The 24,453-nt window shown below is 45.9% G+C and carries 24 protein-coding genes; 7 read left to right on the top strand and 17 right to left on the bottom strand.

The annotated features are described in order from the left end of the window. Positions 1–7: 7 nt before the first annotated feature. The 6 genes from BLV22_RS12120 to BLV22_RS12095 all read right to left on the bottom strand — a co-directional run bounded on the left by BLV22_RS12120 (position 8) and on the right by BLV22_RS12095 (position 4,382). A complete protein-coding gene (locus BLV22_RS12120) occupies positions 8–394 on the bottom strand; it encodes a (deoxy)nucleoside triphosphate pyrophosphohydrolase (RefSeq protein WP_091615741.1) in 387 nt (128 codons plus the stop codon). A gap of 125 nt (positions 395–519) precedes the next feature. Next, a complete protein-coding gene (locus tag BLV22_RS12115) occupies positions 520–1,506 on the bottom strand; it encodes a ring-cleaving dioxygenase (RefSeq protein WP_091616200.1) in 987 nt (328 codons plus the stop codon). 69 nt (positions 1,507–1,575) lie between these two features. Next, positions 1,576–2,193, bottom strand: coding sequence for an NAD(P)H:quinone oxidoreductase (gene wrbA, locus BLV22_RS12110; RefSeq protein WP_091615739.1), 618 nt, complete (start codon positions 2,191–2,193; stop codon positions 1,576–1,578). Between the two features lie 132 nt (positions 2,194–2,325). Continuing rightward, positions 2,326–2,934 carry an alpha/beta hydrolase gene (locus tag BLV22_RS12105; protein ID WP_091615736.1) on the bottom strand — a complete coding sequence of 203 codons (609 nt, stop codon included), beginning with the start codon at positions 2,932–2,934 and terminating at the stop codon, positions 2,326–2,328. Between the two features lie 12 nt (positions 2,935–2,946). After that, a complete protein-coding gene (locus BLV22_RS12100) occupies positions 2,947–3,870 on the bottom strand; it encodes a ring-cleaving dioxygenase (protein WP_091615734.1) in 924 nt (307 codons plus the stop codon). 68 nt (positions 3,871–3,938) lie between these two features. Continuing rightward, positions 3,939–4,382 carry a MarR family winged helix-turn-helix transcriptional regulator gene (locus tag BLV22_RS12095; protein WP_425433810.1) on the bottom strand — a complete coding sequence of 148 codons (444 nt, stop codon included), beginning with the start codon at positions 4,380–4,382 and terminating at the stop codon, positions 3,939–3,941. Positions 4,383–4,533: 151 nt separating this feature from the next. Here BLV22_RS12095 and BLV22_RS12090 point away from each other — a divergent pair, with 151 nt between their 5' ends. Beyond that, positions 4,534–5,736 (top strand): CHAD domain-containing protein, encoded by a 1,203-nt coding sequence (locus BLV22_RS12090; protein WP_091615728.1) that lies wholly within the window; start codon positions 4,534–4,536, stop codon positions 5,734–5,736. On the opposite strand, the gene BLV22_RS12085 is transcribed toward BLV22_RS12090, so the two are convergent. From BLV22_RS12085 to BLV22_RS12065, 5 genes are all read right to left on the bottom strand, one after another. Then, on the bottom strand, positions 5,731–6,015 hold the full coding sequence (locus BLV22_RS12085; RefSeq protein ID WP_091615725.1) for a hypothetical protein: 285 nt from the start codon (positions 6,013–6,015) through the stop codon (positions 5,731–5,733). The genes BLV22_RS12090 and BLV22_RS12085 overlap by 6 nt on opposite strands. Positions 6,016–6,112: 97 nt before the next feature. After that, positions 6,113–6,364, bottom strand: coding sequence for a hypothetical protein (locus BLV22_RS12080; protein ID WP_091615722.1), 252 nt, complete (start codon positions 6,362–6,364; stop codon positions 6,113–6,115). 67 nt (positions 6,365–6,431) lie between these two features. Next, on the bottom strand, positions 6,432–7,817 hold the full coding sequence (locus tag BLV22_RS12075; RefSeq protein WP_245724090.1) for a LysM peptidoglycan-binding domain-containing protein: 1,386 nt from the start codon (positions 7,815–7,817) through the stop codon (positions 6,432–6,434). Positions 7,818–8,046: 229 nt separating this feature from the next. Continuing rightward, on the bottom strand, positions 8,047–9,063 hold the full coding sequence (gene galE / locus BLV22_RS12070) for a UDP-glucose 4-epimerase GalE (protein ID WP_091615719.1): 1,017 nt from the start codon (positions 9,061–9,063) through the stop codon (positions 8,047–8,049). A gap of 108 nt (positions 9,064–9,171) precedes the next feature. Beyond that, on the bottom strand, positions 9,172–9,858 hold the full coding sequence (locus BLV22_RS12065) for a putative glycoside hydrolase (protein WP_176967765.1): 687 nt from the start codon (positions 9,856–9,858) through the stop codon (positions 9,172–9,174). A gap of 382 nt (positions 9,859–10,240) precedes the next feature. Between BLV22_RS12065 and BLV22_RS12060 the strand changes: the two genes are divergently transcribed. Genes BLV22_RS12060 through pelG form a run of 5 tightly spaced genes read left to right on the top strand, consistent with a single transcriptional unit; the run spans position 10,241 to position 17,107 of the window. After that, positions 10,241–11,476 carry a hypothetical protein gene (locus tag BLV22_RS12060; RefSeq protein WP_091615715.1) on the top strand — a complete coding sequence of 412 codons (1,236 nt, stop codon included), beginning with the start codon at positions 10,241–10,243 and terminating at the stop codon, positions 11,474–11,476. Next, a complete protein-coding gene (locus tag BLV22_RS12055; RefSeq protein ID WP_091615712.1) occupies positions 11,466–12,401 on the top strand; it encodes a tetratricopeptide repeat protein in 936 nt (311 codons plus the stop codon). The genes BLV22_RS12060 and BLV22_RS12055 overlap by 11 nt, the downstream gene beginning before the upstream one ends. Next, positions 12,398–14,236 (top strand): DUF2194 domain-containing protein, encoded by a 1,839-nt coding sequence (locus BLV22_RS12050; protein WP_091615709.1) that lies wholly within the window; start codon positions 12,398–12,400, stop codon positions 14,234–14,236. Before BLV22_RS12055 ends, BLV22_RS12050 begins: the two co-directional genes overlap by 4 nt. Beyond that, on the top strand, positions 14,233–15,654 hold the full coding sequence (pelF, locus tag BLV22_RS12045; RefSeq protein WP_091615707.1) for a GT4 family glycosyltransferase PelF: 1,422 nt from the start codon (positions 14,233–14,235) through the stop codon (positions 15,652–15,654). The genes BLV22_RS12050 and pelF overlap by 4 nt, the downstream gene beginning before the upstream one ends. Then, complete coding sequence (gene pelG / locus BLV22_RS12040) at positions 15,635–17,107, top strand: exopolysaccharide Pel transporter PelG (RefSeq protein WP_091615704.1); 1,473 nt, start codon at positions 15,635–15,637, stop codon at positions 17,105–17,107. The genes pelF and pelG overlap by 20 nt, the downstream gene beginning before the upstream one ends. A gap of 49 nt (positions 17,108–17,156) precedes the next feature. Here the strand turns inward: pelG and BLV22_RS12035 are convergent, their stop codons facing one another. From BLV22_RS12035 to BLV22_RS12015, 5 genes are all read right to left on the bottom strand, one after another. Continuing rightward, the gene (locus BLV22_RS12035) at positions 17,157–18,572 is read right to left on the bottom strand and encodes a right-handed parallel beta-helix repeat-containing protein (protein ID WP_091615702.1); all 1,416 of its coding nucleotides are present in this window, start codon (positions 18,570–18,572) and stop codon (positions 17,157–17,159) included. A gap of 109 nt (positions 18,573–18,681) precedes the next feature. After that, the gene (locus BLV22_RS12030) at positions 18,682–19,092 is read right to left on the bottom strand and encodes a hypothetical protein (RefSeq protein WP_091615699.1); all 411 of its coding nucleotides are present in this window, start codon (positions 19,090–19,092) and stop codon (positions 18,682–18,684) included. 23 nt (positions 19,093–19,115) lie between these two features. Continuing rightward, the gene (locus BLV22_RS12025; RefSeq protein WP_091615696.1) at positions 19,116–19,598 is read right to left on the bottom strand and encodes a DUF4188 domain-containing protein; all 483 of its coding nucleotides are present in this window, start codon (positions 19,596–19,598) and stop codon (positions 19,116–19,118) included. Positions 19,599–19,731: 133 nt separating this feature from the next. After that, a complete protein-coding gene (locus BLV22_RS12020; protein ID WP_091615694.1) occupies positions 19,732–20,778 on the bottom strand; it encodes a GGDEF domain-containing protein in 1,047 nt (348 codons plus the stop codon). A gap of 212 nt (positions 20,779–20,990) precedes the next feature. Continuing rightward, positions 20,991–22,070, bottom strand: coding sequence for a citrate synthase/methylcitrate synthase (locus BLV22_RS12015; RefSeq protein ID WP_091615692.1), 1,080 nt, complete (start codon positions 22,068–22,070; stop codon positions 20,991–20,993). 111 nt (positions 22,071–22,181) lie between these two features. Here BLV22_RS12015 and BLV22_RS12010 point away from each other — a divergent pair, with 111 nt between their 5' ends. Further along, entirely contained in the window at positions 22,182–23,048 is an 867-nt protein-coding gene (locus tag BLV22_RS12010) for a LysR family transcriptional regulator (RefSeq protein WP_091615689.1), read from the top strand. A gap of 43 nt (positions 23,049–23,091) precedes the next feature. Here BLV22_RS12010 and BLV22_RS12005 read toward each other — a convergent pair whose 3' ends face one another. Beyond that, positions 23,092–24,417 carry a DUF2252 domain-containing protein gene (locus tag BLV22_RS12005; RefSeq protein ID WP_245724089.1) on the bottom strand — a complete coding sequence of 442 codons (1,326 nt, stop codon included), beginning with the start codon at positions 24,415–24,417 and terminating at the stop codon, positions 23,092–23,094. Positions 24,418–24,453 lie beyond the last annotated feature (36 nt).

Raw genomic sequence — 24,453 nt, 5'->3', positions numbered from 1 at the left:
TAAAAAACTACTGAGTGATTTTATGAATGGCGGGAATATCTGCCGGTGCCCAGTCCAATTCATACAGATTTTCTTTATGTACCCATTTGATTGTACGGTGTTCCGTAAGCCTCGGTTCTTCTCCTGTAAGCCTGCAGTAAAATGTCGTTAAGTGCACGATGCCGAAATCATATTCATGCGTTGTTTCCTCAATTCTGTCCTCAATGCTGATGCCGCATTTCATCTCTTCCCTGATTTCTCTTTGCAGCGCATCTTCCGGCGTTTCCCCTGCTTCAATTTTCCCACCCGGGAATTCCCATTTCAGCGGAAGAGTTTTCGTCTGTCCGCGCTGGGCGCAAAGAATCCACTCTTTGTCGTAAATGACTGCTCCCACCACATAGATGTCTTTTTTCATTTTACGTCCGCCTTTCTGCATGGAGATGCGTTCTGACTTCTTTTTGCCAGCTTACTATACTTTCCATTTTTCAGGCAAATGTGTTTCCTATAAAAAACCTCCGGCCCGGGGCCGAAGGAGATGACTTAGTCGTTGTATTCTTTTTCAAATGTTTTCGTGCTTCTTACTGTGTCAATCGGCCGCACAGATGCTTCGATCTGTTCGCGCTGCGGCTCGAGCATCGGCGGCAGAGCGAGATTTTCTCCGAGGGTTTCATATGGTTCATCTCCCATGAATCCCGGTCCGTCCGTTGCAAATTCAAATAAAATCTGCGGTGCCACCTGGGAGTAAAGTGATTCAAAATAATGCCGGTTCACGTACCCCGATGTGCGGAAGCGGAAGTCTGCCATCCGCTGAATCCAGGCGTCGAGCTCTTCGCGGTCCTTTACCCGGAAGGCCGAGTGGTGAACGGTGCCGTATCCCTGACGCGCCGGCGGAAGTACCGCGTTGTATTCGACGATCACCTGGGCGCCGTTTCCTCCTTCTCCGACCTCAAATAAATGAAATGAGCCGTCATGCCCGATTTCTTTAAACATGAGCACCCGCTCCATCATTTCTTTAAAATAGTCAATGTTATCGATACGGACGTAAATGGGACCGAGCCCCGTAATCGCGTACTCGTCCGGGACAGGACCGCTTTTCCACGGTTTCCCTGCCGGCACTCCTTCATTGTTTTCATCGGAAACAAGTTCATACTGCTGTTCATCGAAATCAACGAATGGGAGCCGTTTTTTGCCAAAGCGTTCGTAGATGCCCTGGTGCTTAACATCTTTTCGGTCAAACCGTTTTTCCCAGTATGCTAAAGCCTCGTCACTTGGCACCCGGAAAGATGTTCGCGCGATCTCATTCGTGCCGTGTGTGCCTTTAGGGATACCCGGAAAATCAAAAAAGGTCATGTCTGTGCCGGCATTTCCTTCATCATCGGCGAAAAACAAATGATACGTCTGGATATCGTCCTGGTTCACGGTTTTTTTGATCAGTCTCATGCCTAATACGTACGTAAAGAACTCATAATTTTTTTCTGCACTGCTCGTAATAGCTGTTACGTGGTGCAGGCCTCTGATTCCTTCCACCATGTGTTCCTCCTTTGTTCCAAATCCTTTTTAGATTTCACATAAAAGGGGCGCGTGCGCCCCTTTTAATTACTGCTGCTCCATACCTTTTTTCACCCATGAAGCCACTGTCACTGTACGCTTCGCCTGATGCTTGACGGCTTCTTCAATATCTTCCTGCATGTTGCCTTCCTGGTCGACCGTTACACTCGTGCCATATGGGTTGCCGCCGGAAGCGAATGTGACTGGATCTGTGTAGCCCGGGGAAGCTATAATGGCGCCCCAGTGCATCATCGTCGTATACAGGTTTTTCACTGTAGCTTCCTGTCCGCCGTGCGGGTTCTGGGCGGAGGACATGCCGCTCACTACTTTATTGACCAGTTTCCCGTTCATCCACAGGCCGCCGGTAGTATCAATGAACTGCTTCATCTGTGCCGGCAGGTTGCCAAAACGCGTCGGCATGCTGAATATAAAGGCATCTGCCCATTCCAGATCAGCAAGTGTCGCTTCCGGAATATGAGAGGTATCTTCGAGGTGCTGCTTCCAGGCCGGGTTTCCATGTACCGCTTCGTCAGGTGCAAGCTCCGGAACACGGACAAGCTTCGCTTCCGCCCCGGCTGCCTCTGCGCCTTCCACGGCCCATTGTCCCATTGTGTAGTTTGTGCCTGTTGCGCTGTAATAAATAACTGCTACTTTTACATTTTCCATTGCTTCATCGCTCCTTGTATTTTGTTTCAAAAAATCAAATAGTCCCACTTTCGTGCACCACCATTTCTTTTAATCCTGCATGTTTTCTGGTATAAGGATGCGTGCTCCATTCACACACGAGAGTCAATTCAGTTACAGCACCGATCGTTGATACCAGGCAGCCGCCTGTTCCACTTCCTCTCTTGTCAGCTGATGGCCGCCGTCCTCCCAGTGAAGGGTGACCTCAGCACCTGCTGCTTCAAGCATTTTCGCCAATTCCTCTGTTTCTTCCGGGCGGCAGATCGGGTCATTTTTTCCCGCTCCAATAAACACAGGCAGACCTGTTAAATCCGGAAGCTGTATACCGCGGCGGGGCACCATCGGATGAAAAAGCACCGCCCCTTTCACCGGCTCTTCGTAATGAAAGAGCAGGTTCGCAGCAATATTGGCGCCGTTGGAATATCCAACCGCCACGACGTTTTTCCGGTCAAATGAATGTTCTGCAGAAGCGGTGTCTATAAATCCATACAGCTCTTCCGTCTGTTTCATTAAATCTTCTTCATCAAACACGCCTTCGGCCAGCCGTTTAAAAAATCTTGGCATGCCATTTTCCGTAATATTTCCACGCACTCCAAGCACCGAAGCGGAATCATCTATCATTCCCGCTACCGGTAATAGATCGTTTTCCGTGCCTCCTGTTCCGTGAAGAAGCATAAATGTCGGTTTGTTCTGGTCAGTTCCCTGTTGAAAAATGTGTTTCACTGTAATCCTCCTTTATTCTGATGCATACACCGGTTCCAGTGACGCTTCAATCTGCTGTCGCCTTGGCTCCAGCCATACCGGCAGCTTCAATTCCTGCCCCAGCTGTTCGAGCCGCTCGTCCCGGGTAAACCCCGGCGGATCGGTCGCAATCTCAAACAACAAGCCACCGCGCTCCCGGAAATAAATGGCTTTGAAATAATCACGGTCCTTCACTTCTGTGGGCATGTAGCCATGGGCCGCTATACGCTGCTGCCATTCGAGCTGCTCCGCGTCGTCCTGAGCCCGGAAAGCGATATGGTGTACAGTACCTGTCCCAAGTTCTCCCCTTGGAACGGGAGCTGTACTGATATCAACGGTATTACCTACAAAGGCTTCGCTCTGGAAACGCAGATACATCCCCTCCTGCCCTGCATAATTCATTCCCATCACCTGCTCGAGAAGATCAGCTGTCTGGTGAGGCGCCCCGGAATTCAGTACCGCCCCGGCAAATCCCTGAATGGCGTAAGCCTCAGGTACCGTTGAAGAACTGTTCCTGTTCAGCGGACGTTCCGTCAGCTCTAAATGAAGACCGTGCGGATCCTGAAAGCGGAGATACGCTTCGTTGTATCTTCCGAATTGTTCTACTTTCACCCCGAAAGCCGTGAGGCGTTCTTTCCAGAAGGCAAGACTCCCGGTAGGGACAGCGAATACCGTGGTATCCACCTGGCCGCTGCCGGTGCGCCCTTTACGTGCCTGACTCCATGGAAAAAACGTCATAATGGTGCCCGGCGAACCTTCACTGTCACCAAAGTACAGATGATACGTGCCGGGGTCATCAAAATTAACGGTTTTCTTAACAAGTCTTAAACCAAGTACTTCTAAATAAAAGGCGACATTTTCTTTTGGATTTTCTACGATAGCCGTAATGTGATGAATACCAGCAGTTTTTTTCTTCATATTCATCCTCTCTTCACCATTATTTTGAAACCATATATCTTTAATTCAAGATATTAACGTAAAAAAATTTATTTTTTGAGAGAAAGACCTAATTTTTTCAGCATAGCTATAAATGTTTCTTTTTCCTGGTCATCAAGTACACTGAACATCTCCTGAATAGCTGCCTGGTGACGGGGGAAGATCTCATCCATCAGGGCAGATCCTTCCTCTGTAATACGTACATTAATAATTCTCCGGTCTTCCGGACACCGGGTCCGGAAAAGATATTTTTTCTTTTCGAGTTTATCAATAACGTATGTCATGCTTCCGCTCGAAAGCAGAATTTTTTCTCCGATGCGTTGAATGGCCTGTTCTCCTTTGTGATACAAAAGCTCGAGCACAGCAAATTCAGTAGGATTCAAACCATGCGCACGTATATCTTCCCGAATTTTTTCTTCTACTGCGTGATTGGCTCTTGATAACACGACTAATGATTTTAAAGCGAGGTCCTGCCCACTCATAGGATTGCTCATGCTTACCATATCCTTAATTCAATTATCTTTAATTAAAGATAATATTACACTTTTGTCCTGGGAAGTGTCAAGGGCCATCTTTGCTTAAAGGAATGAAAATAATAAGAACCGGGTAAAGCAACGATAACACTCACCTTGGGGAGGACTTTCTATGTATAGTCTGACACCGGTAACATTTGACAAGACAGGACGCCTTTTTGTGCCTGCCAGGCTGCATCATGTCTCTAAGCACTCAACCATTACTATCACTCTCATGGCTTCTGAAAAATGTTTGCACTTTTCTTTTAATACAATACCGCCGGAAGGGGTATTTTACAAGAAAAAAGTTGACCCCGACGGGCGCGTGCTCCTTCCTGCCTCCTTCCGCCACTCGCTGCAGTGGGAGGAAGAGACCCTGCTTGAATGGGATGAAAGTGAGGGTGATCTTTATCTGAAAACCTATACAGCCTCCTGCGCCCTCTGCAGAAAAAAAGAAGAGTTGCTGCCCGCAGGCCAGTCGTATCTGTGTCTCGACTGTCGGGAAGAAAGCTCCCATGCAGAAACAAACCGTTGGAAGAGCACATTGGATCAGCTGTTTTCCGATCATTTCACCTACTGCAGGAAAGCTCTCACTCTTGAAGACACCGAAGACGTTCATCAGGCGCGCGTGACCGGGCGCCGACTTCAGGCGCTTATCGATTTTCTGGGCATTCCACGTTCCCATGACGTCCGCACACGGCTAAAGCGTATCCACCGCCTTCTTGCCCCTTTAAGAGAGAGTGATGTGATAATTTCTTCTTTTCAATCGCTCCTAGACCAGACAACGGATCCCCGGCAGGAAGAAGTATTTAAAACAGTTTTACGACTCCAGTACCTCAAACAAAAAAAGCATCAGCAAGCTCTCCTTACAAAACTCCCCGAAATGATTAAAGACGCGCATATGAAGCAATGGCATTTCTTTCTTGAAAGCGAGCTACCGCTGTTCAGCAGATTTTTCCCCTTAAAAGATCGACTGGAGAAAAAAGAAAGCACCTATCGAAAAACTTTTCGCCGCTACGAATCCATTAAAGACCGTCATGGCTGGACACACGCCCGGACCCTCGCCGCCCTGCATGACGTACGCCTGCAAACGAAAGAGATGCGTTATCTGTACAAATACACCAGCAGTATATACCAGTTTGATGGGAACCGTTCCGAAGAACTGTACAAACAAATGCAGCCTCTGCTTGGTGATATTAACGACCGGCGCGACTGGCTTCGTGAAATTCATAAGAAAAAAGTAAAAACCCGCCTTTCTCAAAACGGTGTTCAAATCCTCTCACGTATTTTTAATGAGGAAATTTATAGACTTCATAAAGAACTTGTACGCTTATGATAATTTTTTCTTTCTTTTTTTATTTTCTATGTCTGCTACCTTTTCTTTTCGTTTCCGGGCAGGCAGAATCCACCGGTAGCTTCCATTCGGTTCATTTCCTTCTTCAACGTCAAAATTCTTATGCAGGCTGAAGTATAATAAATAAAGCAGGCTCCACACATGAATCCCTGTCATCCAGCCGGTCAGCAGCGGCTGTGGAGTAAAAGCCTCTAAAAGAATATTTACAGCAGCAACGAAGGCTAAAACCGCCTTAAATGAAAGCATCAGTAATAATATCATAGGCCATTACTCCTTTCTGAAAAGTTATTATACCAAAAATTCCGCTTACATTCCTCTTTTTTCCATAAATAAAACCGGCCGGGGCATTCCGGCCGGTTTATTCATTTTCCCCCTTTTCAAGCGTACCATCTAAATTAAAAACAACTCCGCGTTGCTCTATCTTTGTTTCTCCCATTTCAAACAGTACTGTTCCGGCCTGCGGAGTGAGCCGGTCCTTCGTTTCGTAATTGACGTGTACCGCGCGTTCGTTATTTTTTTCCACAAAGTTGATCGTGTACTGAATATTATGGCCATCGCTGCTTTTCGTGGTGTGTGTGCCTTTTTCTGGTTTGAACGTAATTTCGGTCATTAGAAAACCTCCCTTTTCTTGCGGTCTGATTACCTTTACCCGCACAGGGCTTACGTTCAACCTTTTCTTACGAAGCGATTCTTAACACCTGACCGACGCTGATAACACTCGTATTGGAAATATTGTTGTCTGCAGCGATTTTTTGGACAGTAGTGCTGTTTACTCTAGCAATGCTGTACAACGTATCCCCCGATTTTACGGTATAAGTGGTAGAAGAGGACGGAGGGGTAGTGGTGGTGCCTTTACCCGGAATTTTCAGTACCTGGCCAACCCTGATGACATTCGAACTCGTCGGAATACTGTTAGCTTTTTTCAGCTCTGTCACGCTTACATTATTGCGGTTAGCAATGCTGTACAGCGTATCTCCCGATTTTACGGTATATGATCCGGAAGTAGCAGGAGGCGGAGCAGTGGTGCCTTTACCCGGAATTTTCAGCACCTGGCCAACCCTGATGACGTTCGAACTCGTTGGGATGCTGTTAGCTTTTTTCAGTTCTGTCACGCTTACATTATTGCGGTTGGCAATGCTGTACAGCGTATCTCCCGATTTTACGGTATATGATCCGGAATTAGCAGGAGGCGGAGCAGTGGTGCCTTTACCCGGAATTTTCAGTACCTGGCCAACCCTGATGACGTTCGAACTCGTTGGGATGCTGTTGGCTTTTTTCAGCTCTGTCACGCTCACATTGTTCCGGTTGGCAATGCTGTACAGCGTGTCCCCCGATTTTACGGTATAAGAAGCTCCTCCGGCCGACGTCGAATCCTGCATTTGCAGAAGTTCAGAGACCGTTACAAATTTGTACCCTTGCGCTTTCAGCTTTGTAATCATTTCCGGCAGTGCGGCCGGTGTGCCAGGCGCTCCTGCCCCTGTGTGCATTAATACGACCGAACCCGGTTCAATATTATTTACTACTTTATTCAATACCTGTGTTTTTGAAAGCCCTCTCCAGTCAATCGTATCGATATTCCAGTGCAGTGTATGCGTATAGCCTGCATCTCCTACCGTTTTAAGCACGGTGGAATTCGTAGCGCCGAACGGAGCCCGAAAGATTGGCTTAGTTGATTTCCCGGTAGTGCTTTTCACCAGGGCTTCCGTGTCTGCTAATTCTTTTTTCATTTTAGTAGTGGAAATGGTAGTGAAATCAGGATGGGAGTAGGAGTGATTGCCAAGCTGGTGTCCGGCAGCCGCTATATTTCGTATAGACTGCGGGTGATCTTTCGTTCCAGTTCCTGTCAAGAAGAACGTAGCTTTTACATTGTGGGTCGACAGCGTCTGCAGGATTTTAGAAATGTTAGTGCCGTCCGAGCCGTCATCAAAAGTCAGCGCCACCACCTTGCTCGAAGTATTTCCTTTCACGACATACTTTGAACTCGCAGCGTCCGCCTGAACCGGAAACGAAAAACAGGTAACAAGCAAAAATACTAGAAGGACTGCGGCTTTAAACCACTTCATACCCATCCTGCTCACCCCATTTATTTATTTATGCCGGTCGACCGGCATATGTATGAGTGAACACGCATTTATTATTTCCTTTATTATACTGCTTATTCATAAATAAGTACCGTGCTATAAGAACTATATTTATATATATAAAGTACATTTTTTTAGAAATATTTATTAATTTTAGAAATAAATACAAAAAAAAGCCTGAAGAGACAGGCTTTTTCTTAATCAACACCATTTACATAGATGGATAACCATCGGGATTGTGTTTAATCCAGCGCCAGGAATCTTCACACATATCTTCCACTCCTTTTTGAGCGGTCCATCCCAGTTCGTTACGTGCCTTGGACGGATCAGCATAACACACTGCAATATCTCCCGGACGCCGGTCCCGTATTTCATATGGAACTTCTTTGCCGGATGCTTTTTCGAATGCCTCCACCAAATCCAGTACACTGTAGCCCTGGCCGGTGCCAAGGTTAAACTCTCCAATTCCCGGGCCTTCCATCGATTTATACAGAGCGCTTAGATGGCCCTTGGCAAGGTCTACAACGTGAATGTAGTCCCGTACTCCTGTGCCGTCTTTTGTCTGATAATCATCGCCAAACACGTTCAGCTGCGGAAGCTTCCCTACAGCTACCTGTGTTATATATGGCATCAGGTTATTCGGTATACCGCTTGGAGACTCTCCGATTCTACCGCTTGGATGCGCACCGATAGGGTTAAAATACCGGAGAATAGAAATACTCCATTCGTGATCGGACACGTAAAGATCCCGGAGAATATCTTCAATCATCAGTTTTGAATTGCCATAGGGATTCGTCGCCTGAAGCTCAAAGTCTTCGGTGATTGGATTTGTTTTTGGCGTACCATACACGGTAGCCGAAGACGAAAAAATCATCTTTTTCACATTATATTTTTTCATTGTTTCAAGCAGAATAATACTACCGGTAATGTTGTTATGATAGTATTTAAGCGGTATTTCCACAGACTCTCCCACTGCCTTCAGCCCTGCGAGATGAATAACTGCCTCGATATCAAATCGTTCAAATATGCTCTCCATACCTTCACGATCCAGCAAATCCACGCTGAAGTATTCAAGACTCTTTCCTGTAATCCCTTCCACCCGTTCCAGAGAAACAGGCCGGCTGTTGGAAAAATTATCAATAACCACTACCTCATGACCTTCTTCCAACAGTTCTACACAAATATGGCTTCCTATATATCCTGCGCCGCCAGTTACTAGAATCATCACTGATCTCCTCCAAAATTTGGTTATTTATTATTTCCAAACTACATCATTTTCTTTTTAATAACAATACTAATACGTGCAAAGCTCTTTACTGCTCTGCTTTTCTTTTATCTACTCCCAGACATTGTATCCATGCGGGGAATGAAAATGGCAGAAGCCGTGAAGCTCCGCATATTGCCGACTTTCCTTCTCTTCACGCCCCGATACCGTGAGCACTTGAATTTTGTGTTTTTTCCGCAGCTTTTTTAATTTGGCAATTTTCTGCTGCGCCCATTCATCCCCCGCAATTGATGAATACTCAAACCCTTCCCACATGATGCCGTTTACAAACGGATACGTGACAGCGCTGAGCGTATCAAACCCCCAGTTTTGAATGATGGCAAGCTGCGGATGCTTATCTTTAATGCTTTGCATAAACGAAGCCACCGCTGCACGCTGTGTACTTATTATTTCAGGATCATTTTCGTGCTCATCATCAATATTTCCTACCGTGTCTAAAAACACACCGTCACATCCCTTGGAGTAAACCTGCTTTGTGACTTCATTCAGCAGGACTTGCCGGTAATGCACTTCATCCATATTCATAAGGTAGGAATCCCACTGTTTATAATATACACGCCCCCCGTTGCGGTGAAAAAAATCTTTTTCCTCCATCTGTGCATACAAAGCCTCATTCCACCGGTCTGCTTCCATTGCATTAATATAACCGTAAACTTTCGTTCCCGCCCGTTGAATGGCTTTCACCTGCTGCCTGGAATAATACACCGGCTCAATGATTACTACATCATAATTTTTCATTTCCCTAAGTATGTTTTTGTTTGGGGAATCGTAAAAAATTTTGTAATTTTTTACTTTCAACAGCGGGAAAGCACTGTGAGAAGCGGGTTTTAATTTCATTAGAAAAGACTTATAAAAAAATACAGAAAAATTTGTAACAAAAATCATTTTTTGTGAGATAATACCCATAGCGCTCCTCCTTACAGATAATAAACAAGCATTGAAGCACAAAATTAGGACCGGTCCTTTTTGAGTGCAGGGATTTATGAACCATGTCATTGCACCCTTAATATCACAAATTCAATTCTTTTGTAAGTACAAAGTTTCATCAATCTTACTCTGAAGGGGCAGCAATAGCAACATGGCACGTAAATTTAATATAACTTTTTGAAGAGGTGATGGGATGATTTACACGCAGAAAAATGTGTGGAGAAAAGTTGTGGAGCTGCTCGTTGTCGTTCTTGTACTCGGAATCATTGACCAGGTATTTCAGCTGGGGATGCTTGATTGGACACTTAACCCATTTTTGTTTGTTATTTTGTTTTTCTCTCTGCGGTACGGCATTAATATTGCCATTCTAAGTTTTTTCACTACCCTTGTATATCACGTTATTGCCACGTTTACAGCAGGGGATGATCTATTTCTTCTGTTTTATGATACCGGGGATTACCTTTATTTATTATTTTCCCTGCTTCTCGCTGTTATATGCGGCCTTTACAGTTCGTCCTACCGGGAACGCTATGAAAGCATTACGTACACCCAGGATGAATTGAAAGATGATAATAAGGAACTGACCAGAACAATTAAAGAACTCGAGGATTCCCAGCGGGTCATGCAGGAAAAAGTACTGGACTCCGAACATACTCTTGCCCAGATTTACCAGGTGGGCATCAAGCTGGACCAGCCTACGCCAGAGCTTGTGCGAAATGAAGCGATAGCGATTATCGCAGATTTATTTAAAGCTAATGACATTGCGATTTATCACGTTGATTCGTCCAAAAGATCCCTCCGGCTGAGAGTACGTCAGGGAAGTTCGCAGACCCTGCCGCAAACCGTATTTTTAAGCGAAGAATCATCTTTTTACCAACGTTTGTTCACAGAAAAAGCTATCACGCTGCGAAATATCAAAGATGAAAAAAATGCCCCGGTAATTGCAGGGCCAATCGTTTACAATAACGAAATCCAGGAAGTATTGATTATCGACCAGCTCGACTTTGCCCGTCTTACCACCCATGAAATCCAAATTATGTCCTTTGTGCTCGACTGGATTTCCAATCGTATCGAAAAAGCACGTGAATGGCAGGCGAAGGATGAAGAGAAGCAAATGCTTCCAGGTACAAATGTTTATTATAAAGACGCCTTTGATGCTCACGTTGCACAGCAGGACGTACGTCAGGAAGAATACGGCGTGCCATACAGTACGGTAGCCATTCAGTTTGACCGCTTTGAAGGGATGTCTGTTGCTGAAGCTGAAGTTATTTTGCGGACCTATCTGCGTGAAATAGATATTATCGGCTTTGATTCCAAACAGAGTATTCTTTATTTCCTCCTTCCCGGCACCGATGCTGAAAATGCCCAGGTTGTGGAAAAGCGGATTAAGAAAGCCTTAAAAGAAAAAGGAGGTACTCATGCTGGGTAATCTCATACAGCCAACGATACTAGTTATTCTTTTTTACATCGTTCACGCCTGTATTCTGTTTGCAGCGGCGAAGGCCGCGAAAAAAAGACTGAAGCCTGAGCAGTACGGAGCTGTTATCTGGATTGTACTGATCAGCTGCTTTCTTCCTTTCATTGGGGAAGCCTTCGGTCTCCTTGCCTGGTGGGGCTCCAAACGGGTGGATTCAAACAAAATCGTTTCTGATTATACAGAATACGTAAAGTTTCAGCCGATTAACCTCGAGCACCTTCGCTATGAAGCCAAAGACAATAAAAATCTCACTCCCTTGATGGAAGCATTTACAAATGAGAACCAGCCGGATCGTAAAAGCTTAATGCTTAAGTTAATTAATTCCAATATCTCAGACAAAGGAAAGTATTTGAATCTCGGCCTCAACAATGATGATTCAGAGACCGTCCATTATGCAGCCACAACGATGAATCTGCTTGTCGACCGCTATGAAAAAAGTCTAGATACAGCGAAAGCAGAGCATGACCGCTCCCACAATGAAGAGACTCTCAGCAGATTGATGGGCGTCTACCGGGGCTATCTCGACAGCCGCCTGCTTGACGATCATTCGCAGGAGCACCTCCGATACGTATTTCTTCAATTTTTAGAACAGGCAGCCAAAGACTTTCCGGACCATATGGAAGTTTTTAACCAGCTTGGAGACATCTATCTGCAGCAAGGTTCCCCGACACAGGCCATCAATACGTACATGTATATGCTTCAGGCTTTCCCACATGAAGCCGATGGCTATTTGAACCTGATTGAATACTACTATAATCAAAAAGACTGGACTGGTATTGGGCAGGTACTCTCCCGGATGCATGAAAATGTGGATACAGAAAAAATACCGGAAAACCGGCAATATATTGTCCGCCAGATGGGAGGGGTCGTTTCATGAGAAAACAGATGATGAAGTCAACAATTGGGCTCTTCGTTGTAATTTTAAGTATTCTTCTTATTCTCCAGTTTATCAGGCTCGAGCGTTTTCAGCTCTGGCTCCCCCATCAGGCATCTAATACAGCGGAAGAAACAGAAACGATGAATTCAGGCAGTGAGGAAACGGCGGGGGAAGAAATGAACGTCTACATTCACAAAAATGACAGTGACCTATCTGAAAAAACGTTAAATAACTTTGAATACGCTCTTGATTACGCCAAAGTGCCCTACACCGAAATTTCGCAGGAAGAAATTTCGGATCTCGAACCTTCTCCGTACAACGTGCTCGTACTCGCCGGCGAACATGCCGAAGAATGGCCTTTTGAAGAAATAGAATCGTTCGTCGAAGAGGGCGGACGCCTCTATATTGGTGCGCGATTTATTGATACCCGATACAATGAAATGCTCGGCATCGATGATGTGAATGATTTTAGCAACCGTCAGGGCCTGACTTTTGAGCAGGAGCTCTTCCCTGGCTATACCGATCTTGATTCTGATTCTGAACTGTTTTCCCACAGCATCGCCAACATAACGCTGCGCGAAGGAGCAGATCCTTATTTATCGACCGAAGGCGACCCGTTAATGTGGACGAACGAATATGGTGACGGAAAAGCAATGTTCTGGAACACTACCGCTATGGAAATGAAAAATGCACGCGGGATGCTGCTGCAGTCACTATCTATTCTGCCGCCTGCTTTTGCAAGCAGCCAGGCTGATATTAAGATGGCCCATATTGATGATTTCCCTGCTCCGGCTCCGACAGCGGAAGATGAGCAAATTGCCAGTCAGTACAATATGTCTGTGGAAGATTTTTACGCCGATGTCTGGTGGGAGGATATGAAGCAAATCGGCATGGACCATGATCTCACGTATACCGGATTAATCATCGGCACGTATGAAGATAGAATGGATGCCACGGCCGAAGAGCTTATTGAAAATGATCGCTTTCCACTGCTTTTCTTTGGCAGAAATGTCTACCGTCATGACGGAGAGATCGGCCTTCACGGATACAATCACCAGCCGCTTGTAACCGAAGACGAACCGATGGATCCCGAGCTTTTATACCGCCCTTGGGAAAGCCAGGAAAAAATGGAGGAATCACTGACACGGGTAGAGGAAGTGTTTCAGCATTACTACCCTGAAGAGGAATTTAAAACGTACGTGCCTCCTTCCAACGTATTGAACAGAACCGGGATTGAAGCAATTCATGAAGCTCTTCCAAGTATCAACACAATTGCTTCTCTCTATACAGGTGAAGGCGAAGGAAGCTTCATCCAGGAGTTTGAAGAAGACGAAGAATATCCGTCGATTTATCATTTCCCACGCATCTCCAGCGGGTACTGGGAAAGCCCTGACTCTCAGTTTATTCAGGCAGATGCAGTTGCAAACTTCGGTGTATTTTCCCACTTTATTCACCCGGATGACGTGCTTGACCCGGACCGGGCTTACGGAGAAGGCTGGGAGGATATGAAAGCCCAGTTTGAAGACATGGCAGTTTTTGTCGAAGAGACTTATCCGAATCTCGACAGCATGACCCAGGCCCAGGCAACAGAACGAATGAAAAGCTACCAGACTTCAAACATTGACGTTATATACCAGGAGGACCGGATTACGATTCAGGGAGAGAAACTGCTTGAGCCCTCTACTATGATGCTTCGTGTTGAAAAAGGAACCTCCATTGAAACAGGGAGCTTTGACTTCGGTTCCATTGAAGCCTACGGCGATTCCGGCACATTGTACCAGCTCACACTCGAAGAGCCGCAGGCTGAAATTCCACTAAAGGATGATGCATCATGAAAATAGGCATGGTTGTAGAAGGAAGCTATCCGTACGTCAGCGGCGGGGTGGCCAGCTGGGTCCAGATGCTCGTTAAGCAGATGCCTGAGCATGAATTCGTCATCATCGCCATTACTCCGGAGCCGATCTCTCCGGAAGATTACCGTTATGAACTGCCGCGCAATATTTCACAGGTGCTGAATCTTCCACTTAATATGCAGCAGCCGAGACGGCAGCGAAATTTCCAATTGACGCCCGAGGATGAAGAAGCTATTACTGAATGGATGATGTTTGAATCTGTCCGTTCGGACGCTCTGGTTGCTCTCGGACAGAAGCTCGGGGGCACAGAGAACTTTTTCTCAAGCAGCCTGTTCTGGGAAATTGTGCAGCAAAGCTATGATAAAGAAAACCAGTCCGGTTCGTTTATCGATTATTTCTGGATGTGGCGGGGCATGTTCGCTCCTGTCATTGAACTACTCCAATTTTCATTCCCCGAGCTTGATATTGTGCATTCAGCCTCGACAGGCTATGCCGGCATGGTAGCTGCAGCCATAAAAAAACAGCAGGAAATTCCGTACCTGCTGACTGAGCATGGTATCTATTCCCGGGAACGGGAGGAAGAAATTCTGCAGGCTGACTGGATACCAGATTATTACAAGCAGCGATGGATTACGTTTTTTCATCACCTTTCCCGTCAGGCTTACAAGGAGGCAGATGATGTGATCACGCTGTTTGCCCGTAACGGCGAATTGCAGGAGGATATTGGGGCCGACCCGGCTAAAATTGAAATCATTCCAAATGGAATTGACTACTCCCGCTTATCGCTCATAGAAAAAGATAACCATCATCGTTCCTATGTCCATATTGGTGCTATCGTTCGTGTTGTCCCTATTAAAGACATTAAAACGATGATTCATGCCGGGAATATTTTAAAAAGCCGGTCTGTCCCTTTTAAACTCACTATTATGGGACCGCTTGACGAAGACCTCGAATATGCCGGCGAGTGCCGGCGTCTCGTCGATCAGCTTGGCCTTCAGGATCACGTCTTTCTTGTCGGGAAAGTCAACATCACCGACTATCTGCCAACCTTTGACGTTTGTCTGCTGACGAGTATTTCTGAAGGTCAGCCCCTCGCCGTCCTTGAAGGCATGGCGGCAGGCCTTCCGTTTATCGCAACAAATGTAGGCTCCTGCTCCGAGCTGATTCACGGCCGGGAAGGTGATCCATACGGGCCGGCCGGCTTTGTTGTTCCGCCGGTTAACCCAGACCAGGTCGCCCAGCGCTGTGAATGGATTTATCAGCATCCGGAGGAAGCTGATAAGTTCGGCCGGAACGGTCAGAACCGGGTCGAAGCGTATTACCAGATTCACCAGTTTATCCAGGAGTACACAGAACGTTACCACCAAAGGGGGCTCGAATATGGCCGGCATAGGGTTTAAACTCCAGCAGTTGTTTCAGGAAGACTATTTTTCATCCAGGATGAAAGCTTATGCTTTTGCCGGCCTGGTGACCGCCGGGCCCTGGATTGTTGTTATTGCTACTATTGCGATGATCCAATGGTTTTCAATGGTTTTTCTTCCAGTAACGCTGCAGGAAAGGGAACTGTTCAACTTATCTATTTCCTACTCGTTCATTTTTTCCCAGGTGCTTTTTGGCATCCAGCAGCTCGTAGTCACGCGATATGTGGCGGATTTATTTTACGAGAATAAGACAAATAAAGTCTTTCCCACCTTTCTCGGAATGACAAAAGTGACTCTGTTTCTCGCTGTTACCGCCTGGCTCATTTTTATATGGATCAGCTCTCTGCCATTTCTGTACGAGCTTTTGCTTCTCGTGTTGTTTGTAACTATTAATCTGATCTGGGTACTGTTTTTATTCTTAAGTGCCGCAAAGTTTTACCAGGCTGTTGCCTACAGCTTTTTGTCCGGGGCAGTAATTGCGGTCGGTATGGTATTTCTTCTCGGACGCTCCGCAGAAGCTTTTACGTTTATCCCGCACGCTACAAGCTTTATGCTTGTGCTTGGGTTTACGAGCGGCATGGTTATCACCTTATTCGGGCTGCTGTTTTCGATGCTGATTACGTTCCCACTTCATACGTCTGACAGCCAGTTTCAATACATCAGCTATTTTGACAAATACCCGACCTTATTCTGGACCGGATTTTTGTATAATGTCGGTATCTGGGTATGCAACTGGATTATCTGGTTTGGGGAAGGAAGATCGATTCTTCTCGACTCATTCGTTTATAACCGGGTGTATGACACCGCAATTTTCTGGTCATACCTGACTATTATTCCTACGTTGATTATCTTTGTCGTATCCGTAGAGACCCGTTTCTACGAACGGTATCGTTCGTTTTACGGCTATATCAACCAGGGAGGGACGCTTCAGCAGATCAAGACGGCGAAGGAATCTATGCAGTACGTCTTAAGGCAGGAGCTTGAGCGGCTCGTTCGCAGCCAGGGCCTGATTTCGATAGTAATCATTTTATCGATCGGCTATGTTACTACCTTTATACCAATCGAGGACGATATTATCTCGATCTTCCGTTTTACGACGGTCGGAGCGTTTTCAAACGCTCTGGTTCTTGTTCTGACGCTGATTCTTCTTTACTTTGAAGACCGGCGCGGCGCAATGATTACTTCCATTTTGTTTTTCTCTCTAAATGCGGTTCTCACCTTCCTGCTGCTTCCTTTGGGATACAACGGGTACGGACTTAGCTTTGCCCTTGGATCGAGCGGGGCCCTTCTGTTTGCTCTGCTCCGTCTTACGTACTTTATTGAAAAAGTCGATTATTTTGCTTTCTGCAACCCTAATAACCTTGAACGTCCAAATCCGCCGACATTATTTACTAAAATGAGCCAGTGGATGAACAAACGCACCATCCTTTAAAAGCATAAGAAAGGCCGGACGGATAAACTGCTATCCGTCCGGCTCTTTTTTATTCAATGACATCACGTGCGGGGGAATCCTGGGACAATTCAAAATTGTAATTCGAGGCGTTTTTGTACTGCGGATTCACGTAGCGGGAATCGTTATTACTGCCAATCAGGGACTGAAATTCATTAAGCGTGGAGACCTGCTCATTTTCCCAGATCCAAATACCTTTTTTGCCCTTCTCCCGGTGATACACGTTCTGGTCAAATTCGTTATCCGTGTTGTCTTCAAAGTAATTAGCCACAAATACACGGGAGCTTCCTGCTGTTAAAATATTATTTTCAATCCTGTTGTTTTCCGTATCATTCTGCAGCAGCAGCTGTCCCCCGTCCAAATCGTTTGTATCGTTACGGTATATAACGTTTTCTGCAATTGTGCTGTCCTTCGTGCCGCCTCTTTTTTCGTCATATCCACCGATGGAGATACCCGTGAAATTGTTTTCATAGACTGTGTTCCCGGTGATCCGGATATTATCCGCCTGTTCCCCGTCCTGCTCCGAGGTCGCTTCAATACCAAGGTCATTCCTGTAGACCGTATTGTTTTGAATATCAATGTCGCTGCCGCCGTCTACATAGATGCCTCCCGCAGCGTAAACGTCCCCCTCACCATAAGCAGGATTGCCATACGAAGAATTGTCGTAGACGGTATTGTTTTCCACCATTCCGTTCCGGGTGTAATCAAGATCCGGGTCATCTCCAACATCCTCGTACCCGATCATGTCAATTCCAATGTTATCGTTGTGGCGTACTGTATTCGAAGCGATCGTAAAATCTTCTACATTTCCATTTAACACGACTGCTTCGCTTGAACCGAGCACAAGATTCTCCACTGTATTGTTAATAACTTCGACATCGGTTATCGATTCCCGGCCGTACACTGCAATACCGTGAGCATTTCCGCTGTCTGCGTTTGTTTCAATACCGCGAATGTGATTGTTATCGAGCGTAATTCCTTCGGCGCTGTCATGAACGAAAATGCCTACTGGGGTTTCGTTGTTAAGCTCTGTCGATAAATTCTGAATGGTGAACCCACGGATGGTAATATGATCCTGTTTTTCTATACGAATCATTGCTGTTATACCTGCTTCTTCCTCCATTTCTTCACCACTTAAAATTACTTCTTCGTCTTCATACGCTTCAAACGTAACCGGGTTCGAGGCGCTGCCGCTTTGCGATACTTCGAGCGGTTCTTCGTACGTACCCCCTCTGACATAGACTATTGTCCCAGGCTCTGCCTGTTCAGAAGCTGCGTTCAACGTCTGCAGCGGTGCCGATTTACTGCCGTCATTACTGTCGTCCCCGTCCGCTGCTACATAAAGACAGGAGCTCGCGGCTGCCTGTGTGCATTCCGAAAAGATTAATATTCCAGCTGTAATACCCCCTGCAATAAGAAGCGCCAGGGCGATCCATAGTTTTTTCATATCATCGGCTCACTTTTTATCGAAGATGCCCTTAATATTTTATATAGGGATGATGCTTCCATTATTATACGTCATAACAAGAGGTAAGTCCTAGTTTCTGCTCGAAATTTTATTTTTTTACTAAGCCGATTCCAAGCGTTATTAAACCAGCGACAAGAAGTACTGCCCCGGCGTAAGCAGCATATATAAATGCGTTTGGCTCTGTCGCCTGTGGATCCAATACCGAAAAGAAAAAACCGGCCGGCAGCAGTATGGCCGACAGCGGAATGCTGTGGCGGACAAATTGTTTTGCTTTCGGCCCATATGAAGTATGATCCACGTATAAAAGCACGACCAGTGAAAGGATAAGAAGCACGCCTGCGTGCGCATGTCCTGCACGAAACAAATCCTGCCGGAGCGGATTATTTACGTAGCCTGTATCCTTGGAAACAATCATTTGAAGCAGACTGACGCCTCCGTAAATAACTGCAGGCAATACTATCATCAGCCATCCTGCTGTTCTGCGGCTTTCTTCTTCCATTTTCCTCCTCCTTATGAACCAGGTTATTTTCCGGCCGTCCGGCCCATTCGTTCGTTGGCTGTGCCGGTCGCTTTGGTTACTGGCTCAGTGCCAAGTGCTTTGCCGAGACCAAGGGACGGCATGTTTACATAAATCGATTCGTACGCCCCTTTGGGCACTATATACGTTTCGTGATAAATACCGACTGCATCATTTCCTTTAGTTCTTTTGTTAAACGTCCGCCACGCCTTCAGATGCTTCGGCGCCTTTGCGTATGCCAGCAATTGTTCCTTGGAATTCCAATACTGGATCATCATCGTTGTTGGAAACTGAATATAGCTTTGTATGCCCATGCAGCCCAGCTCTTTGTTTATGGATAATTCTTTTATCATCGGGGGCATCGCAATCAGAACCGGAAGCCCTTTATGCACCGCCCGCCATTTATTGATTTTCATTCCGATGACAAATACAGTAACATCCCGGTCTCCTGGCGTCGTATACCTGCCCTTCATTTTTTGATTGCCCATCCTTGTTCCCCTTTCATTTTAGTTTTTTCACAGGAATAACTGCTCCACTTTTCTTTATCATACTCCACTTTGTTTATTCCGCCCCGCTTTTCATAAAAAAGCTCTCCAGCTTTTTTAAGCCGAAGAGCTGTTATTAGGTTTCCACCACTTCATGTATCGTTGTCCGGTTCCGCCCTTTTTGTTTCGCATTATATAACGCCCGGTCCGCCTCGTTAATCACTTCTTCAATGTCCCGGCTCTCTTCCCATTTCGCTATCCCGATCGATACCGTTACCGGCACTGATTCCCCGCAGTGGTGCAGGATATTTATATTCATCTCCTCTTTCACGATCTCTGCCAGCCTTCCTGCCTCTGCATCATCTGAAACCTCTGCTGCTGCCAAAAACTCCTCCCCGCCCCAGCGGGAGACAAAGCCTTTATTTTTAAGGTTAGCCATAATAACTTCCGAGACATGTATGATAGCTGCGTCTCCTACCGCATGCCCGTATTGGTCATTAATTGATTTAAAATAATCGATATCGATCATCATAATATAAAAGGAATTGTTCTTTTCCATTTTTTCAGACATAAGCTCATACATCTTCCGTCTCGTAAAAAGCCCTGTGAGCGCATCGGTTGCGGCCATATGCTCAAGCTGCCGGTTCATCTCATGTAAATTTTGGATCATTTGGTCAAAATTATTACGGAAAATCGAGCCGAGCAGCGCTATAATACAAAGCGCACCCACCATATTTGCTTCCGGAAAAACGAAAGCCACAATGTCATTTTCGACGGGAGGAATACCTGCAGTGATCCTGTATAACCCCATATATATAATTATAATAATTGCAAAAGCCATAGCCTTTACCCCGCGGATCTGCGGGAAAAAGAACAGTACATAGGCAGTAACAATCATATAGTAATGAAAGCCCGTACCCCAGCCAAGCACTATCGTAGCAACAGCGGCATGGGCCATGACCTCTGTAAGTACGATGAAAAAACAAGTTACATATTTTCTTTTTTTCATTAGATAGAAGGCAATTACATATACAAGGCAGCTAATCACATTCAAAGCAGCCATCGTCTCGAATTGCAGCCACCAAAACCCTGCGAGCCAAACCATATGAATGATAAAGGCAATGTATACACCATACTTGATCGTCGTATGATATAACTGCATTTCTTTATTTTGTCCACTCAAAAGCCCGCCCTCCTTCAGCCACCAAACTGCAGACAGTATAGTTTTTTGGTAATAAAAAATATACTTAGTCTTTTTTTCTTAATTAAATAGTTCTTTAGTCTTATTTTATCATCATTATTATCCATTGTCTTCTAATTCACTCGTTTAATATGAATAAACTTTCATACTCAACCATATAAAAAACCGCTTTTCAGCGGTCTTTTACTTATTATTTATTTGCCGATATACACAGACTGAGGGCGTATGATCCGGTTATCTTTTCGCTGCTCTGCAATATGAGCACTCCAGCCGACACTCCGTGAAAGAGCGAATGTTGGGGTGAATAAGTTTGCAGGAAGCTCGACTGCCTTTAAAACAGCGGCTGCATAGAATTCTACATTAGTATAAAGCTCTCTTCCCGGCTTATATTCCTGCAGCAGCTGCACCGCCTTTTCTTCCACATGATACGCAGTATCAAGCCAATCGTTTTTACCTGCAATGCTTTCGCATATTTTCTTTAATGCCTCTGCCCTTGGGTCTGTCGTTTTATACACTCGGTGGCCGAAGCCCATCAGCCGTTCCCCGGCCACTATTTTCGCCCGCAGCCACGCTTCTGCGTTTTCTTTCTGACCTATAGCTTCAAGCATATTAATAACCCCGCCTGGCGCTCCCCCATGGAGCGGCCCTTTCAGGGCGCCGATTGCCCCCGCGGCCGCTGAAAAGAAATCTGATTCTGTGGAAGCAATTACCCTGGAAGTAAAAGTGGATGCATTCATGCCGTGCTCCATCGTTAAAATTAAATACGCTTCGAGCGCCCGGGTCTCCACTTCCTCCGGCTTTTGGCCGTGGAGCATATATAAATAATTAGCTGTATGGGAAAGGCCGGCGTCCGCCTGCACCATTTCTTTTCGCTGAAGCTGGCGGTGTCGGCTCGCGATAATGACTGGAAGCACGGCGATCAGCCGCTCAGCCTGATCGCGCAGCGGTTCTTCCAATGGAGCTTTTTCTGCCAGCGCGGCCACTGCAGCCTCGAGAACACTCATCATCTCCAGATCATCAGGAAACTGCTCAATCATCTTATGAATATGCTCCGGCAGCTTCCGTTTTTTCTTCAGCGATTCTGTAAATGCCTGCAGCTGCTGTTCATCAGGTTTTTCTCCTTCAAGCAGCAGATAAGCAGCTTCTTCAAACGACGACTCAAGCGCTATGTCTGCCGCCGGAAGCCCTCTATAAACCAGCCTTCCCTTTTCCCCGTCGACCATACTGACAGCAGTTTCGGCAGCAACTACATTTTCCAGTCCTTTTCCTTTCATTATCTCTTCCTCCTTTATAGTTGTTACATTTAGTTTATCGCGGGTATATAATAATAAATATTAAATAAAATTATCATTATCAATAATATTATCTTATTAAAAGAGGGATATATGATGAAAATAGAGTGGCTGGAGACGTTTACTGCTGCGGCTGTATATGAAAATTTCCGTCAGGCGGCCGAAGTACTTTTTATTACTCAGCCTGCGGTAACTATCCATATTCAGAATCTCGAAAAGCAGCTGGGGTTTAAATTATTTGTCTCCAAAGGCCGCCGGGTTACATTAAGTCCGGACGGGCGCCGGTTTCTTCCCCATGCGCAGGCCATTCTTAACAGTTATCACTCCGGACTCGATGATATGGAGCAATGGCAGCAGGGAAAGACACGTACACTGACCATCGCCGTTTCTCCGCTTCTTGCGGTCTCGATGCTTCCCCAGGTTATACGCACGTTTATAAAAGCCTACCCCCATATCGACGTGATCATCGACGTTCAGGAATCTGCTCTCATTGAACGCTGTCTCCATGACGGCTCTGCCGATATCGGTCTTTCTCTTCTCCCCGCTACTGGCAGCGATATGCACCAGAAGCTGCTGCATCAGGAGCCGGTGCTTTTAATTGCCCCACATGATGGAGGTGATGCTGAAACAGCTCTGCCTCTCGACAGTACGGACGTCCTGACGAAAAATGTTGTTTTCACCTACAACCATCCAGGCTACTGGGAAACACTGCTTCGAAAGCTGCGCACTCGCTTCCCCGCCCTGCAGACGATGGAGGTGTCTCAGAGTCACGTAACGAAGCGGTTTATCGAGGAAGGCCTCGGTGTTTCCTTTCTTCCCCGTTCCGCAGTAAGAAGGGAGCTTGCGGAAGGAAGAGTGCTTCATGTGGACGCCCCGGAATTCGACCTTCCGCAGGCTTCAACCCACCTGCTGTATAAGTACACCAGCGAAGAAGTCATTCAGTTTCTTGCTTATGTATAGAAAAAGTGCCGGCTCCCCCGCCGGCACCTACTGCTTTCCAATATTAAAAGCTTTCCTTCAGCCATTCAAGAAAGAGCTCGTAATCCTCCTCCACCCGCTCTTTGTAAAACCTCGACCATGTAACCATTTCCTCAATAAAAATTTCTTTGTCGTCTCCAATGGCTTTTAAAATTTCATTCTCGCTGTGATAATCCAGCAGTCCCTGCTGAATATCAACATCTGCCCGGGCATGAACTTTTGCTGATATTTTCCCCATTGTTTTCACCGTGCGGTGCATCCGTTTCGGCTTCTCCAAATGCTTACTCTTTAAATCTTTGTCGTACGGTGACCGTTCCCGCACGTAGTAATCGCGGTTCTGAAGCGTGAAGTAGCCTAAATAAGGGTCAGCCAGATGGTGCATCGCCCGCTGGGTTTTGATCACCCGCTTGCCCTGGTGCTTATTTGTGGTCCAGAACGTTTCTTCATACGGAAAAAAGTATGCCGGGATCGGCGTCCGCGCTTCTTTCGCTTCCAAAATAACATGATCCTCTCCGCCTTCAATTAAAATGTAAAAACGCTTCAAGCCGGTGGAACCGATACCGGCTCCTGTCTTTTTCACTATATCCTTGATTTCATAATGCTCTTCGCTCTCGTAGCTTTCCTCTGCCAGACTGCCTAAATACTGATCCCAGATTTTCATTATTTCCTGGTACTCATTGTCAGTCACTGAATCGAGTTTTGATTTTTCCCGTTCAAATATAAAGTCCCCGTCCTCATTGACAATGGTCTGCTTGTCGAGCTCGTGAGTAGCTTTTCGGTCCTCAAGCTTTTCGAGCGTCTTTTTGATTGGCTGCTTTGTATTTTTTGAAGTAAACTGCGTTTCCACTGGATCTTTTTTGCCTTTTTTGAATTTTTTCAGACGCTTATAATAAGCTTCTAAATACGTACGCACGAAAGCGTCCCGCTCGTCATCATCAAATCCCTGCTGCATCGCAAACAGCCGGATGCTGACCACCATGCGGAGCACGTCGTACAGATAAGAACCAAGATAGCCCTCATCAAAATCATCCACATCAAAAACAATTTTTCCGTTTTCATTCTGAAAGCTGCTGAAGTTCTCCATATGCATATCGCCCATAATCCAGGTCGGCCTGTCTTCTGGTGTATGATGCCGGAACGGAATATTAACTACATCGTAGTAAAATAAATACGCACTTCCCCGAAAGAAGCTGTAGGGGTCCTGTTTCATCTTGACGTATTTCGCCTTGCGGCGGGTTTTGTTCAGGTTCATTAACCGGTCATCGAATTGATCAAGAATTGTTGCCAGCGTCTGCTTGCGAAGGTATTTTTTTGTCGTATAAACATTCAGTTCTTTATTTTGTTCCGCCACAAAATCTCCCCTTTTTATGAATTCCATTATTTTCTA

The organism is Marinococcus luteus, assembly GCF_900106595.1.
Taxonomy (GTDB): Bacteria; Bacillota; Bacilli; order Bacillales; family Marinococcaceae; genus Marinococcus; species Marinococcus luteus.
Note: the sequence above shows the minus strand (reverse complement) of the source record. Positions and strands in the feature narration are given on the sequence as shown.